Source organism: Serratia sp. 2880STDY5682894, assembly GCF_001537385.1.
GTDB classification, from domain to species: Bacteria; Pseudomonadota; Gammaproteobacteria; order Enterobacterales; family Enterobacteriaceae; genus Serratia; species Serratia nevei.
This window is the reverse complement of record NZ_FCJA01000006.1, coordinates 272,274-286,953: the sequence shown is the minus strand read 5'-3', so window position 1 is coordinate 286,953 and position 14,680 is coordinate 272,274. Positions and strand designations below refer to the sequence as shown.

12 protein-coding genes and 6 tRNA genes are annotated in these 14,680 nt (G+C 59.0%); 17 read left to right on the top strand and 1 reads right to left on the bottom strand.

Annotated elements, in window-relative coordinates:
• Positions 1-189 precede the first annotated feature (189 nt).
• The 12 genes from nagB (at position 190) to AWX27_RS15725 (ending at position 8,610) form a co-directional block, all read left to right on the top strand.
• On the top strand, positions 190-990 hold the full coding sequence (nagB, locus tag AWX27_RS15780) for a glucosamine-6-phosphate deaminase (protein ID WP_004939952.1): 801 nt from the start codon (positions 190-192) through the stop codon (positions 988-990).
• A gap of 18 nt (positions 991-1,008) precedes the next feature.
• Positions 1,009-2,148, top strand: a complete 1,140-nt coding sequence (gene nagA / locus AWX27_RS15775) for an N-acetylglucosamine-6-phosphate deacetylase (RefSeq protein ID WP_060423595.1) — start codon at positions 1,009-1,011, stop codon at positions 2,146-2,148.
• A gap of 27 nt (positions 2,149-2,175) precedes the next feature.
• Positions 2,176-3,396, top strand: coding sequence for a DNA-binding transcriptional regulator NagC (locus AWX27_RS15770; RefSeq protein ID WP_004939956.1), 1,221 nt, complete (start codon positions 2,176-2,178; stop codon positions 3,394-3,396).
• A 67-nt stretch (positions 3,397-3,463) separates the two neighbouring features.
• Positions 3,464-4,216 (top strand): HAD-IIA family hydrolase, encoded by a 753-nt coding sequence (locus tag AWX27_RS15765; RefSeq protein WP_004939957.1) that lies wholly within the window; start codon positions 3,464-3,466, stop codon positions 4,214-4,216.
• Positions 4,217-4,405: 189 nt separating this feature from the next.
• On the top strand, positions 4,406-5,845 hold the full coding sequence (locus AWX27_RS15760) for a chitinase ChiC (RefSeq protein ID WP_060423592.1): 1,440 nt from the start codon (positions 4,406-4,408) through the stop codon (positions 5,843-5,845).
• A 284-nt stretch (positions 5,846-6,129) separates the two neighbouring features.
• The gene (gene asnB / locus AWX27_RS15755) at positions 6,130-7,794 is read left to right on the top strand and encodes an asparagine synthase B (protein WP_004939961.1); all 1,665 of its coding nucleotides are present in this window, start codon (positions 6,130-6,132) and stop codon (positions 7,792-7,794) included.
• A gap of 218 nt (positions 7,795-8,012) precedes the next feature.
• Positions 8,013-8,089 (top strand) — tRNA-Met (locus AWX27_RS15750).
• A gap of 15 nt (positions 8,090-8,104) precedes the next feature.
• Positions 8,105-8,189, top strand: a tRNA-Leu gene (locus AWX27_RS15745).
• A gap of 30 nt (positions 8,190-8,219) precedes the next feature.
• A tRNA-Gln gene (locus tag AWX27_RS15740) sits at positions 8,220-8,294 on the top strand.
• Positions 8,295-8,338: 44 nt separating this feature from the next.
• Positions 8,339-8,413 (top strand) — tRNA-Gln (locus AWX27_RS15735).
• Positions 8,414-8,454: 41 nt separating this feature from the next.
• A tRNA-Met gene (locus AWX27_RS15730) sits at positions 8,455-8,531 on the top strand.
• Positions 8,532-8,535: 4 nt separating this feature from the next.
• Positions 8,536-8,610, top strand: a tRNA-Gln gene (locus AWX27_RS15725).
• 87 nt (positions 8,611-8,697) lie between these two features.
• Here the strand turns inward: AWX27_RS15725 and ubiF are convergent.
• On the bottom strand, positions 8,698-9,879 hold the full coding sequence (gene ubiF / locus AWX27_RS15720; protein ID WP_060423588.1) for a 3-demethoxyubiquinol 3-hydroxylase: 1,182 nt from the start codon (positions 9,877-9,879) through the stop codon (positions 8,698-8,700).
• A gap of 197 nt (positions 9,880-10,076) precedes the next feature.
• Here ubiF and miaB point away from each other — a divergent pair, with 197 nt between their 5' ends.
• From miaB to corC, 5 genes are all read left to right on the top strand, one after another.
• Complete coding sequence (gene miaB / locus AWX27_RS15715) at positions 10,077-11,501, top strand: tRNA (N6-isopentenyl adenosine(37)-C2)-methylthiotransferase MiaB (protein WP_038877474.1); 1,425 nt, start codon at positions 10,077-10,079, stop codon at positions 11,499-11,501.
• A 118-nt stretch (positions 11,502-11,619) separates the two neighbouring features.
• The gene (locus AWX27_RS15710; protein WP_004939967.1) at positions 11,620-11,955 is read left to right on the top strand and encodes a zinc ribbon domain-containing protein YjdM; all 336 of its coding nucleotides are present in this window, start codon (positions 11,620-11,622) and stop codon (positions 11,953-11,955) included.
• A 234-nt stretch (positions 11,956-12,189) separates the two neighbouring features.
• On the top strand, positions 12,190-13,245 hold the full coding sequence (locus AWX27_RS15705; RefSeq protein ID WP_004939969.1) for a PhoH family protein: 1,056 nt from the start codon (positions 12,190-12,192) through the stop codon (positions 13,243-13,245).
• Complete coding sequence (gene ybeY / locus AWX27_RS15700) at positions 13,242-13,715, top strand: rRNA maturation RNase YbeY (protein ID WP_033637441.1); 474 nt, start codon at positions 13,242-13,244, stop codon at positions 13,713-13,715. Before AWX27_RS15705 ends, ybeY begins: the two co-directional genes overlap by 4 nt.
• Positions 13,716-13,800: 85 nt before the next feature.
• A complete protein-coding gene (gene corC, locus AWX27_RS15695) occupies positions 13,801-14,679 on the top strand; it encodes a CNNM family magnesium/cobalt transport protein CorC (protein ID WP_025301851.1) in 879 nt (292 codons plus the stop codon).
• The last annotated feature ends 1 nt before the right edge of the window (position 14,680 follow it).

Genomic DNA, 14,680 nt, shown 5'->3' with positions numbered 1-14,680 from the left:
TTGTGATAAATATCACCAAAAAGTAGTCTTTCCCTCCCAGATTGCTGGCCATCACACAAAACTTATTTTATCATTCAAAAAATCAACCGAACGGACGATTCACGCGAGAATCATAAAGCTGGGTTACGCTTAGGACTCCCGCAGGCCCGTACAGTATAGCTTTAGTTTACTTATCCCAAGAGGTGTTAGATGAGACTTATCCCACTGAAAGATACCGCACAAGTCGGCAAATGGGCCGCGCGTCATATCGTTCAACGCATCAACGCATTCAAGCCAACCGCAGAGCGCCCGTTTGTCCTCGGCCTGCCCACCGGCGGCACGCCGCTGGAAGCCTACAAACATCTGATTGCGATGCACAAAGCAGGTGAAGTAAGCTTTAAGCATGTTGTGACTTTCAACATGGACGAGTACGTTGGCCTGCCGCAGGAACACCCGGAAAGCTACCACACCTTCATGTACCGCAACTTCTTTGACCACGTTGATATCCCTCGTGAAAATATCAACCTGCTGAACGGCAACGCCGCGGATGTCGACGCCGAGTGCCGCCAGTACGAAGAGAAGATCAAGTCTTACGGCAAAATTAACCTGTTCATGGGCGGCGTGGGCATCGACGGCCATATCGCGTTCAACGAGCCGGCTTCGTCCCTGGCTTCACGCACCCGCATCAAAACGCTGACCGAAGACACCCGCATCGCCAACTCGCGCTTCTTCGGCGGCGACGTCAGCCTGGTGCCGAAATATGCGCTGACCGTAGGCGTGGGCACGCTGCTGGACGCGGAAGAAGTGATGATCCTGGTGACCGGCCACGCCAAGGCGCAGGCGCTGGAAGCCGCGGTGGAAGGCAACATCAACCACATGTGGACCATCAGCTGCCTGCAGCTGCACGCCAAAGCGGTGGTGGTGTGCGACGAGCCGGCCACCATGGAGCTGAAAGTCAAAACCGTTAAATATTTCCGCGAGTTAGAAGCGGAAAGCGTGAAAAGTCTTTAATCTTTGCAGGGGGCTACGATGTTCGCTTTAACCCACGGCCGAATCTATACCGGCCACGACGTACTTGATGACCATGCAGTCATTATCGCTGATGGGCTGATCGAGAGAGTCTGCCCGGCGGCTGAATTGCCCGCCGGCATCGAAACGCGCGACCTGGGTGGCGCCATCCTGGCCCCTGGGCTTATCGACGTGCAGCTGAACGGCTGCGGCGGCGTCCAGTTCAACGATTCGCTGGAAGCGATTTCGGAAGAAACGCTGGAGATCATGCAGCGCGCCAACGAGAAATCCGGCTGCACCAGCTATCTGCCGACGCTGATCACCAGCAGCGACGAATTCATGAAGCACAGCGTCGACGTGATGCGCGCTTATCTGAAAAAGCACCAAAACCAGGCGCTGGGCCTGCACCTGGAAGGGCCGTACCTCAGCCCGGTGAAAAAAGGCACCCATAACCCGGCGTTCATTCGCAAGCCAACTCAGGACATGATCGATTACCTGTGCGCCAACGCCGACGTGATCACCAAGGTGACGCTGGCGCCGGAAATGGTTGAGCCGCACGTTATCGAGCAGCTGACCAAGGCCGGCATCGTGGTCTCCGCCGGCCACTCGAACGCCACCTACGATCAGGCGCGCACCGGCTTCGCCGCCGGCATCAGCTTCGCCACCCACCTGTACAACGCCATGCCGTATATCACCGGCCGCGAACCGGGGCTGATGGGGGCGATCTTCGATACGCCGGAGGTCTATACCGGCATCATCGCCGACGGCCATCACGTGGCCTGGGCGAGTATCCGTAACGCCAAACGCCTGAAAGGTGATAAATTGGTATTGGTCACCGACGCGACCGCGCCGGCAGGTGCAGATATTGACCAATTTATTTTCGCCGGTAAAACAATATACTATCGGGATGGGCTGTGCGTGGATGAGAACGGTACCCTGAGCGGTTCCGCACTGACCATGATCGAAGCGGTGCAAAACAGCGTCGAGCATGTCGGCATCGCGCTGGACGAAGCGCTGCGCATGGCGACGCTGTATCCGGCGCGCGCCATCGGCGTCGAGCAGCGTCTGGGCACCATCGAAGCCGGCAAGGTGGCTAACCTGACCGCCTTCACCCGTGATTTCAAGATCACCAAAACGCTCGTTAACGGTAACGAGGTTTAATTCAATGAACAGCGAGTAACATTATTGATGAGCACTGGCGGACAAGCACAAATAGGGAACGTTGACTTAGTCAAACAGCTTAACGGCGCGGCAGTTTACCGCCTGATCGACCAGCAGGGCCCGATCTCGCGCATTCAAATTGCCGAACTCAGCCAGCTTGCCCCCGCCAGCGTCACCAAAATTACTCGCCAGCTGCTGGAGCGCGGGCTGATCAAAGAAGTCGATCAGCAAGCCTCCACCGGCGGCCGCCGCGCGATCTCCATCGTGTCTGAAACCCGTCATTTCCATACCGTCGCGGTGCGTCTCGGCCGCCACGACGCCACCATCACCCTGTATGACATGAGCGGTAAATCGCTCAGCGAAGAACACTATCCGCTGCCGGAACGCACCCAGGAAACGCTGGAAAATGCACTGTTCGCCGCCATCGCCCAATTCATCGAAGCAAACCAGCGCCGCCTGCGCGAGCTGATCGCCATCGCGGTGATCCTGCCCGGCCTGGTGGATCCGGCGCTGGGCGTGGTGCGCTACATGCCGCACATCAGCGTCAGCAACTGGGCGCTGGTCGACAACCTGCAGCAGCGCTTCAACGTCACCAGCTTCGTCGGCCACGACATCCGCAGCCTGGCGCTGGCGGAGCACTACTTCGGCGCTACCCGCGACTGCGAAGACTCGATTCTGGTGCGCCTGCACCGCGGCACCGGCGCCGGCATCATCGTCAACGGGCAGATTTTTCTCGGCAATAACGGCAACGTCGGCGAAATCGGCCATATCCAAATCGATCCGCTGGGTGAACGCTGCCACTGCGGCAACTTCGGCTGCCTGGAAACCGTAGCCGCCAACGCGGCGATCGAACAGCGCGTGCGCCAGCTGCTGAGCCAGGGCTACCCGAGCAAACTGACGCTGGAAGACTGCGGCATCAACGCCATCTGCAAGGCCGCCAACCGCGGCGATCTGCTGGCCAGCGAAGTGATCGAACACGTCGGCCGCTATCTGGGCAAGGCGGTGGCCATCGCCATCAACCTGTTCAATCCGCAGAAGGTGGTGATCGCCGGTGAGATCACCGAAGCGGACAAGGTGCTGCTGCCGGCGATCCAGAGCTGCATCAATACCCAGGTGCTGAAGGACTTCCGCAAAAATCTGCCGGTGGTGACCTCCGAACTCAATCATCGCTCGGCGATCGGCGCTTTCGCCCTGGCCAAACGCGCGATGCTCAACGGCGTGCTCTTGCAGCGATTGCTGGAAAGCTGATCCGCCGCTTCTGGCAGGTGTGTTATCGTCACCCCTTGCCTGCCGTAATCATGAGAAACAGCGACAAATGAAAATCAAAAACGTTATATGCGATATCGACGGCGTGCTGCTGCATGACAATACGCCGGTGCCCGGCGCCGATCTGTTCCTGGCGCGCATCCAGGAACAAGGCATGCCGCTGGTGGTGCTGACCAACTACCCGTCACAGACCGCGCAGGATCTGGCGAACCGCTTCGCCGCCGCCGGGCTGGAAGTGCCGGAGAGCGCGTTCTATACCTCGGCGATGGCCACCGCCGATTTCCTGCGCCGCCAGGAAGGCAAAAAAGCCTACGTGGTCGGCGAAGGCGCCCTGATCCATGAGCTGTACAAAGCCGGTTTCACCATCACCGACATCAACCCGGATTTCGTGATCGTCGGTGAAACCCGCTCTTACAACTGGGACATGATGCACAAGGCCGCCTACTTCGTCAGTAACGGCGCACGCTTTATCGCCACCAACCCGGATAGCCACGGCCACGGCTTCTCGCCGGCCTGCGGCGCGCTGTGCGCCCCCATCGAGAAGATCACCGGCCGCAAGCCGTTTTACGTCGGCAAGCCCAGCCCGTGGATCATTCGCGCCGCATTGAACAAAATGCAGGCGCACTCGGAAGAGACGGTGATCGTCGGCGACAACCTGCGCACCGACATTCTGGCGGGCTTCCAGGCCGGTCTGGAAACCGTGCTGGTGCTGTCCGGCGTCTCCACGCTGAGCGACATTGAAACCATGCCGTTCCGCCCGAGCTACGTCTACCCTTCCGTTGCCGATATCACCATCTTCTGATGCATTTATGGCGGCTACCCGGCCGCCATTATTTCTCTCTTCCTGACCGCAGTTTGAATTTAATTCGTTCATGGCCGCAAAAGGTTTCAGCCTGCCTGCGCTAAAAATCCTCATTATAACCTTACGCCCCGCCAATAGCTGATATTGCCGGCCAGCGGAAAACCTTTACCCCTAATTAATGAGGCTACCATGAGCACAAATAACATGATTAATGCCGCCGCCGATGACGCAGCCATTATGCCGACTATCGCCAATAAAAAAATCCTGATGGGTTTTTGGCACAACTGGGCCGCCGGCGCCAGTGACGGCTATCGGCAAGGCCAGTTCGCCAATATGAACCTGACCGATATTCCCGCCGAATACAACGTGGTGGCCGTCGCCTTTATGAAAGGCCAGGGCATCCCAACCTTCAAACCGTACAACCTGTCCGACGCCGAGTTCCGCCGCCAGGTGGGCGTGCTGAACAGCCAGGGCCGCGCGGTGCTGATCTCCCTCGGCGGCGCAGACGCGCATATCGAGCTGAAAACCGGCGACGAAGATAAGCTGAAAGACGAGATTATTCGTCTGGTGGAAGTTTATGGCTTCGACGGCCTGGATATCGATTTGGAACAGGCGGCAATCGGCGCCGCCAATAATAAAACCGTCTTGCCTGCGGCATTGAAAAAAGTAAAAGACTATTACGCTGCGCAGGGGAAAAACTTTATTATCAGCATGGCGCCAGAATTCCCATATTTACGTGAGAATGGCACCTACCTGGATTATATCAACGCCCTCGAAGGCTACTACGACTTTATCGCACCACAATATTACAACCAGGGTGGCGATGGCCTTTGGGTTGAAGAAATTAAAACCTGGCTGACCCAAAACGACGACACCAAGAAGGAAGACTTCCTCTACTACCTGACGGAAAGCCTGGTCACCGGCACCCGCGGCTATGCGAAGATCCCGGCGGCGAAATTCGTCATCGGCCTGCCGAGCAACAACGACGCCGCCGCCACCGGCTACGTGATCGATAAACAGGCGGTGTATAACGCCTTCTCCCGTCTCGACGCCAAGAACCTGTCGATCAAGGGCCTGATGACCTGGTCAATCAACTGGGACAACGGCAAGAGCAAAGCCGGCGTGGCCTACAACTGGGAATTCAAAACCCGCTACGCGCCTCTGATTCAGGGCGGCGTTACCCCACCGCCGGGAAAACCTAATGCACCGACTGCGCTGACGGTCGCCGATCTGGGCGCCACCTCGCTGAAGCTGAGCTGGGCCGCCGCCACCGGCACCTTACCGATCGCCAGTTACACCGTCTACCGCAACGGCACCCCGATCGGCCAGACCGCCGGCCTGTCGCTGGCCGACAGCGGCCTGACCCCGGCCACCCAGTACAGCTACTTCGTTACCGCCACCGACAGCCAGGGCAATACCTCGCTGCCGAGCAGCGCGCTGGCGGTTAAAACCGCCAACGACGGCACGCCACCCGATCCGGGGGCGCCCGAGTGGCAGAACAACCACAGCTACAAAGCCGGCGACGTGGTGAGTTATAAAGGCAAGAAATACACCTGTATCCAGGCGCACACCTCCAACGCCGGCTGGACGCCGGACGCCGCCTTCACCCTGTGGCAGCTCATCGCCTAATCGCTAATCGATTGCCGGCCAAACCGGCCGGCAATCCCGTCATCACGCTAAAAATTGCATAATCGTTAAATTTTCCCGCCAATAACTGAAAATCCGTTAAAAATCGCAGCCACGCAAACAACTATTTCTCAGCGTATGGCTAAAACGCTTGCATCACCTGCAGCTTTAGGCGCATTTTCATAACCACAGCGCAGCAAAACCGCGTTATCGCTGATGAATCGGCAATGCTGCCCATAACAGTAAAAAACAACATCACAGTCATGAAAGCCCGTTAGGAGAGTTGTATGTGTTCTATTTTCGGTGTGCTCGATCTGAAGTCCGATCCCGTTGAACTGCGTAAGAAAGCGCTGGAGCTGTCGCGCCTGATGCGCCACCGCGGCCCGGATTGGTCCGGCGTTTATGCCAGCGACAAAGCCATTTTGGCCCACGAACGCCTGTCGATCGTCGACGTCAACAACGGCGCTCAACCGCTGTACAACGCCGCGCACACCCACGTTCTGGCGGTCAACGGCGAAATTTACAACCACCAGGCGCTGCGCCAACAGCTGAGCGACCGCTACGCGTTCCAGACCGGGTCCGACTGTGAAGTGATCCTGGCGCTGTATCAGGAGAAAGGCCCGGATTTCCTCGACGATCTGCAAGGCATGTTCGCCTTCGCCCTGTATGACACCGAAAAAGACGCTTACCTGATCGGCCGCGATCACCTGGGCATCATCCCGCTGTACATGGGCCACGACGAGCACGGCAACCTGTACGTCGCCTCCGAAATGAAAGCGCTGGTGCCGGTGTGCCGCACCATCAAGGAATTCCCGGCCGGCAGCTACCTGTGGAGCCAGGACGGTGAGATCCGCGAATACTATCGCCGCGACTGGTTCGATTACGACAGCGTCAAAGACAACGTGACCGACGCCGCCGCCTTGCGCACCGCGCTGGAAGAGTCGGTGAAAAGCCACCTGATGTCCGACGTGCCTTACGGCGTGCTGCTGTCGGGCGGGCTGGATTCTTCGGTCATCTCGGCGATCACCAAGAAGTACGCCGCGCGCCGCGTGGAAGATCAGGAACGCAGCGAAGCCTGGTGGCCGCAGCTGCACTCCTTCGCCGTCGGCCTGGAAGGCTCGCCGGATCTGCGCGCCGCGCAGGAGGTCGCCAACCATCTGGGCACCGTGCACCATGAGATCCACTTCACCGTCCAGGAAGGCCTGGACGCCATCCGCGACGTGATTTACCACATCGAAACCTATGACGTCACCACCATTCGCGCCTCGACGCCAATGTACCTGATGTCGCGCAAAATCAAGGCGATGGGCATCAAGATGGTGCTCTCCGGCGAAGGCGCGGACGAAGTGTTCGGCGGCTACCTTTACTTCCATAAGGCGCCGGACGCCCGCGAATTCCACGAAGAGACCGTGCGCAAGCTGCTGGCGCTGCATATGTTCGACTGCGCGCGCGCCAACAAGGCGATGTCCGCCTGGGGCGTTGAGGCCCGCGTGCCGTTCCTGGACAAGAAATTCCTCGACGTGGCGATGCGCATCAACCCGAAAGATAAAATGTGCGGCAACGGCAAAATGGAAAAACACATCGTCCGCGAATGTTTCGAGTCCTATTTGCCGGCCAGCGTGGCCTGGCGCCAAAAAGAGCAGTTCTCCGACGGCGTCGGCTACAGCTGGATCGACACGCTAAAAGAGGTCGCTGCGCAGCAAATCAGCGATCAACAGCTCGAAACCGCGCGTTTCCGCTTCCCGTACAACACGCCGACCTCGAAAGAAGGCTACCTGTACCGCGAGATCTTCGAGGAGCTGTTCCCGCTGCCGAGCGCCGCCGAATGCGTGCCGGGCGGCCCGTCCGTCGCCTGTTCGTCCGCCAAGGCCATCGAATGGGACGAATCGTTCAAGAAGATGGACGATCCTTCCGGCCGCGCCGTCGGCGTGCACCAGGCCGCCTATAAATAATCGCGCGACGTTTTCCCCAAGGCGGGCCTTTTGGCCCGCCTTTTTGTTGCCTTTTCCCCCCGCCAACTGCCTGAATTGCCGATTTTATCGCCATAATGTTCACAACCCAGACAAACGGCGCTTCCCGGCACTTTTTCGGGAAAAAACTTGTTGACGCAAATCGGTCATATACGCATAATGCGCCCCGCAACGCCGATGAAGGCAAAGCAAAAAAAGAGGGCTACGTAGCTCAGCTGGTTAGAGCACATCACTCATAATGATGGGGTCACAGGTTCGAATCCCGTCGTAGCCACCATCTCTTTTTTGCATTGCGGGAGTGGCGAAATTGGTAGACGCACCAGATTTAGGTTCTGGCGCCGCAAGGTGTGCGAGTTCAAGTCTCGCCTCCCGCACCATTTCTCTTCATCGTCGGCGCAGTATGTTGATGGGGTATCGCCAAGCGGTAAGGCACCGGTTTTTGATACCGGCATTCCCTGGTTCGAATCCAGGTACCCCAGCCATATTCTTTCGAGAATGGGGTTTCAACATAAGATTTGTTTGCAGGTGGGGTATCGCCAAGCGGTAAGGCACCGGTTTTTGATACCGGCATTCCCTGGTTCGAATCCAGGTACCCCAGCCATAACAAACTGTTTGCAAATCAAAGAAGTAAAAAGTAACATCGGCTACGTAGCTCAGCTGGTTAGAGCACATCACTCATAATGATGGGGTCACAGGTTCAAATCCCGTCGTAGCCACCATAATTGGGGTGTCGCCAAGCGGTAAGGCTCTGGTTTCTGATACCAGCATACCCAGGTTCGAATCCTGGCACCCCAGCCATATTTAGAAAAGCCCGCTTCGGCGGGCTTTTTGCTGTCTGGCGTTCAGTCAATCCTAACGGGCCCAGCCGCAACTGAGCCCTGTCGGTTACAATCCCAACGCGTACTTCAACGCATGCTCTTTCAGCTTGCCCGCCCGCTGCGCGGCCATCAGCGCCAGATTGCGCGCGACGTTCAGCGGCGCCAGGTTATTGCTGAAAGCCGTATAGAACAGATCCATCCCGCTCTGCATCAGCAGATTGTCGGTACGGCGGCGGCGCTGATAACGCAGCAGTACCGCCTCGCTGCTCCAGTCCTCTCCCTGCTCCCGCGCATCGCTCAATACGTTCAGCAAGGCATCCACGTCGCGATACCCCAGATTGACGCCCTGCCCCGCCAGCGGATTGATGGTATGCGCCGCATCCCCCAGCAGTGCCAGCCCCGGCAGCACGTAGCGCTGCGCATGACGCCGCGTCAGCGGGAACGAACCGGCGGCGTGCACCTTGACCGGGCCCAGTCGCGCCGGGAAAGCGGCGGCGATCTCACGCTCCAGCTGCGCCGGCGGCATCGCCTGCAGCTGGCGAATGCGCTGCGGGCTGTCATACCACACCAGCGACGCCCAGCTGTCGTACAGCGGCAGGAAGGCGCGCGGCCCAGACGGGAAGAAACGCTGCCAGGTCACATCCTGCTGCGGCGCGCCGGTATCGACGGTGATCAACATGCACGCCTGACGATACTGCCAGCCGTTGGTGCCGATCGCCGCCAGCTTGCGCACCTGCGAGTTGGCGCCGTCGGCGCCGACAACCAGGCGCGCCTGCAGCGTCTCGCCGCCGTCCAGCGTCAGCTGCCAGGTATTGTCCACCCGCTGCAGCGATTGCAGCCTGGCGGGGCACAGCAGCGTCAGGTTGGCGCACTGCGCGAACTGCTGCCACAGCGCCAGCTGCAGAATGCGGTTTTCCACCATAAAGCCCAGCTCGGGCAGCCCCAGGGACACCGCGTCGAACGCCACGCGCGACGACGCCCATTCCCAGGTCTCCAGCCGGCGATACGGCGCTGTGCGCATCGCCGTCACGGCCTGCCAGGCGCCGAGCTGTTTCAGCAGCCCCACCGAGGTGCAGCCGATAGCGGAAATGCGCAGATCCGGCGGGCTTTGCGCCTCGAACGCCTGCGGCGCCTGATGTTCCAGCAACGCCACCGACCAGCCCGCCTGTGCCAGCCCCAGGGCCGCCGCCGCGCCGACCATGCCGCCGCCCACCACCACCGCGTCATACCGATTTTGAGATGTCTTCATATTGGCTATGTTTTCTGTGTGAATGCTCGCCATCCCACCCGGCATGGCGTTTTGCGCAGTGTACCGGATTTTCGCTCCGGCTTCAGGTCGCGTGCCATTTTCCCCCGCGCTGGTCACAACGGCGGCAAATGATTACAATACGCGCCCTGCATGTCGCGTAACGCAACTTTCGCTCCGCACTGAGTAATGGCAAGTCAATGACGAAAAAACTACATATCAAAACCTGGGGCTGCCAGATGAATGAGTATGATTCATCGAAAATGGCCGACCTGTTGAACAGCACGCACGGCTTCGAGTGGACCGAAAACGCCGAAGAGGCGGACGTGCTGCTGCTGAACACCTGCTCGATCCGTGAAAAAGCGCAGGAGAAAGTTTTCGCCATGCTGGGGCGCTGGCGCTTGCTGAAAGAAAAGAATCCGTCTGTCATCATCGGCGTCGGCGGTTGCGTGGCCTCGCAAGAAGGCGAACTGATCCGCAGCCGCGCGCCCTGCGTCGACGTGGTCTTCGGCCCGCAGACCCTGCACCGCCTGCCGGAAATGATCAATCACGTTCAGGGCACCCGCAGCCCGGTGGTCGACATCAGCTTCCCGGAGATCGAAAAATTCGACCGTCTGCCGGAACCGCGCGCCGAAGGCCCGACCGCATTCGTGTCGATCATGGAAGGCTGCAACAAATACTGCACCTTCTGCGTGGTGCCTTACACCCGCGGTGAAGAAGTGAGCCGCCCGAGCGACGACGTGCTGTTCGAAATCGCCCAACTGGCGGCGCAGGGCGTGCGCGAGGTCAACCTGCTCGGCCAAAACGTCAACGCTTACCGCGGCGCCACGCATGACGGCGAGATCTGTTCGTTCGCCGAACTGCTGCGCCTGGTGGCGGCCATCGACGGCATCGATCGCATTCGCTTCACCACCAGCCACCCTATCGAGTTCACCGACGACATCATCGCGGTGTACGAAGACACGCCGGAGCTGGTCAGCTTCCTGCATCTGCCGGTGCAGAGCGGTTCGGATCGCATCCTGACCATGATGAAACGCGCGCACACCGCGCTGGAGTACAAGGCGATTATCCGCAAGCTGCGCAAGGCGCGGCCGGCCATTCAGCTCAGCTCCGATTTCATCGTCGGTTTCCCGGGCGAAAGCCAGGCCGACTTCGAACAGACCATGAACCTGATCGCCGACGTCAATTTCGACGTCAGCTTTAGCTTCATCTATTCGTCGCGCCCGGGCACCCCGGCGGCGGACATGGTCGACGACGTCAGCGAAGAAGAGAAAAAACAGCGGCTGTATATTCTGCAGGATCGCATCAACCAGCAGGCGCTGCAGTTCAGCCGCCGCATGCTCGGCACCGTCCAGCGCATTCTGGTGGAGGGCACCTCGCGCAAAAGCGTGATGGAGCTGGCCGGGCGCACGGAGTGCAACCGTGTGGTAAACTTCGAGGGCACACCCGACATGATCGGCCAGTTCGTCGACGTGGAAATTACCGAGGTGCTGACCAACACCCTGCGCGGCGCAGTGGTGCGCACCGAACAGCAGATGGATCTGCGCGTACATGAATCCCCGCAGTCGGTGATCGCCCGTACCCGCAAAGAAAACGCGCTGGGCGTCGGCATTTACCAGCCCTGACGCCGCGGCGGCCGCCTTATCGCCGCCCATTCGCGCTACTCCTTACCGTTTCTCCGCCGGGCGCCCGCGCCCGGTGATTTTCTTTTTTATTTTTTTATTGTTGAAGAGGCGACATAACATGCAACTCCCACACTGCCCGAAGTGCAACTCCGAATACACCTACCAGGACAATGCCCTGTTCATCTGCCCTGAGTGCGCCCACGAGTGGAGCGACAGCGCCCCGGCGGAAGATCAGGACGCGCTGATCGTCAAAGACGCCAACGGCAATCTGCTGGCGGACGGCGATGCGGTCACCGTGATCAAAGACCTGAAGGTCAAAGGCAGCTCCTCGATGCTGAAGATCGGCACCAAGGTGAAAAACATTCGCCTGGTCGAAGGCGATCACAACATCGACTGCAAAATCGACGGCTTCGGCCCGATGAAGCTGAAATCCGAGTTCGTGAAAAAGAACTGATTCACGGCGGCCTTGTTCTGTGATGACGCGGCGGGCTTTGCGCCCCGCCGCGTTTTTTCCTTATCTTCCCTTGAATTCCGCCGATGGCGCACAGATAGATCAGCGGTAAACTTGCGCCGTTGCGGCGCACCATGAATAATTCAAGAAAGAGAGTATTCAGGCTCGTCCTGAACGCGCGCGTCCCGAACGCGCTATGTGACATCAACCAGGCCCGATGTGACCTAGAGGAATAGTTTGAACGTCGCAACACAAGAAATTTTGTTAGAGCCCGCAGACAACCAGCGTTTGCTCAGCCTGTGCGGCCCGTTTGATGACAACATCAAGCAACTCGAGCGCCGATTGGGCATTGAAATCAATCGCCGCGACAACCGTTTCAAGCTGGTCGGCAAAAACCTGTGCGTGGTTGCCGCCGCCGATATCCTGCGCCATCTGTACGTGGATACCGCGCCGATTCGCGGCGTGATCCCGGATATCGACCCAGAGCAAATCCACCTGGCTATCAAAGAGAGCCGGGTGTTGGAACAGGTGGCCGACAGCGTGCCGGATTACGGCAAGGCGGTCACCATTAAAACCAAGCGCGGCATGGTGAAACCGCGTACGCCTAACCAGGCGCAGTACATCGCCAACATTCTCGATCACGACATCACCTTCGGCATCGGCCCGGCGGGCACCGGCAAAACCTACCTGGCGGTCGCCGCCGCGGTGGATGCGCTGGAGCGCCAGGAAATTCGCCGCATTTTGCTGACGCGCCCTGCGGTCGAAGCCGGCGAAAAACTGGGCTTCCTGCCCGGCGATCTGAGCCAGAAGGTCGATCCTTACCTGCGCCCGCTGTACGACGCCCTGTTCGAGATGCTGGGCTTCGAGCGCGTGGAGAAGCTCATCGAGCGCAACGTGATCGAAGTCGCGCCGCTGGCCTATATGCGCGGCCGTACGCTGAACGACGCCTTTATCATTCTGGATGAGAGCCAGAACACCACCATCGAACAGATGAAGATGTTCCTGACGCGCATCGGCTTCAACTCGAAGGCGGTCATCACCGGCGACGTCACCCAGATCGACCTGCCGCGCAACCAGAAATCCGGCCTGCGCCACGCGGTGGAAGTGCTGTCGGACGTGGAAGAACTGAGCTTCAACTTCTTCCACAGCGAAGACGTGGTGCGCCATCCGGTGGTGGCCCGCGTAGTCATCGCCTATGAGGCCTGGGAAGCGGCCGAACAGAAACGCAAAGACGCGATTGCCGAACAACGTAAGCGCGAGGCGCTCGCCGCCTCCGAGCAGGAGACACCATGAGTCAGGTGATTTTGGATCTGCAGATTGCCTGTGAAAGCGGCGACGGCCTGCCGGATGAGGCCACCTTCCAGCGCTGGCTGGAAGGCGTGCTGCCGCAATTTCAGGAAGAGGCCGAGGTGACCGTGCGTCTGGTGGACGAAGCGGAAAGCCACGAGCTGAACCTGACCTACCGCGGCAAAGACAAGCCGACCAACGTGCTCTCTTTCCCGTTCGAGGCCCCGCCGGGCATCGAGCTGCCGCTGCTTGGCGATCTGATCATCTGCCGCCAGGTGGTTGAACAGGAAGCGATTGAGCAAGGCAAGGCGCTGGAGGCCCACTGGGCGCATATGGTTGTCCATGGCAGTCTTCATCTGCTAGGGTATGACCACATCGAAGACGATGAAGCCGAAGAAATGGAGTCTTTGGAAACCGAAATCATGCACGGACTGGGTTATCCTGATCCGTACCTGGCGGAAAAAGACCCCGTCTGACGTCAGCCGTTTACCCTACAGCCCCCATGCGGGGCTGTCGCTGACGCCCCTTAACTCTGACATGAGTGACAGTAACGAAAACGCCATGAGCGACGACCATTCACAAAGCAATGACAGCCCCAGTCCCAAGAAGGGGTTCTTTACTCTTATCCTTAACCAGCTGTTCCACGGCGAACCCAAAAACCGTGGCGATCTGGTCGAGCTGATCCGTGATTCCGAACAAAACGACCTGATCGATCCCGATACCCGCGACATGCTGGAAGGCGTGATGGATATCGCCGAACAGCGCGTGCGCGACATCATGATCCCCCGCTCCCAGATGGTGACGCTCAAGCGCAACCAGACGCTGGAAGAGTGCCTGGACGTGATTATCGACTCCGCCCACTCGCGCTTCCCGGTGATCAGTGAAGACAAAGATCACATCGAAGGCATCCTGATGGCCAAGGATCTTCTGCCGTTCATGCGCGCGGACTCCGAGCCGTTCAGCATCGACAAGGTGCTGCGCACCGCGGTGGTGGTGCCGGAAAGCAAGCGCGTCGACCGGATGCTGAAAGAGTTCCGCTCCCAGCGCTATCACATGGCGATTGTCATTGACGAATTTGGCGGCGTATCCGGCCTGGTCACCATCGAAGACATTCTGGAACTGATCGTCGGCGAGATCGAAGACGAATACGACGACGAAGACGATCTGGATATCCGCCAGCTCAGCCGCCACATGTACACCGTGCGCGCGCTGGCCCCGATCGAAGACTTCAACGACGCCTTCGGCACCCATTTCAGCGACGACGAGGTCGATACCATCGGCGGTCTGGTGATGCAGGCCTTCGGTCACCTGCCGGCGCGCGGGGAAACCATTGAAATCGAAGGTTACCTATTTAAAGTTGCCATGGCCGACAGTCGACGTATTATCCAGGTTCATGTAAAAATTCCGGACGATTCTCCACCACCGAAACTGGAAGATTAAA

Bases quoted from the DNA above. Each gene is read 5' to 3' on its own strand.
- nagB (WP_004939952.1), top strand. From the start codon at position 190: ATGAGACTTATCCCACTGAAAGATACCGCACAAGTCGGCAAATGGGCC.
- nagA (WP_060423595.1), top strand. From the start codon at position 1,009: ATGTTCGCTTTAACCCACGGCCGAATCTATACCGGCCACGACGTACTT.
- AWX27_RS15770 (WP_004939956.1), top strand. From the start codon at position 2,176: ATGAGCACTGGCGGACAAGCACAAATAGGGAACGTTGACTTAGTCAAA.
- AWX27_RS15765 (WP_004939957.1), top strand. From the start codon at position 3,464: ATGAAAATCAAAAACGTTATATGCGATATCGACGGCGTGCTGCTGCAT.
- AWX27_RS15760 (WP_060423592.1), top strand. From the start codon at position 4,406: ATGAGCACAAATAACATGATTAATGCCGCCGCCGATGACGCAGCCATT.
- asnB (WP_004939961.1), top strand. From the start codon at position 6,130: ATGTGTTCTATTTTCGGTGTGCTCGATCTGAAGTCCGATCCCGTTGAA.
- ubiF (WP_060423588.1), bottom strand. From the start codon at position 9,879: ATGAAGACATCTCAAAATCGGTATGACGCGGTGGTGGTGGGCGGCGGC.
- miaB (WP_038877474.1), top strand. From the start codon at position 10,077: ATGACGAAAAAACTACATATCAAAACCTGGGGCTGCCAGATGAATGAG.
- AWX27_RS15710 (WP_004939967.1), top strand. From the start codon at position 11,620: ATGCAACTCCCACACTGCCCGAAGTGCAACTCCGAATACACCTACCAG.
- ybeY (WP_033637441.1), top strand. From the start codon at position 13,242: ATGAGTCAGGTGATTTTGGATCTGCAGATTGCCTGTGAAAGCGGCGAC.
- corC (WP_025301851.1), top strand. From the start codon at position 13,801: ATGAGCGACGACCATTCACAAAGCAATGACAGCCCCAGTCCCAAGAAG.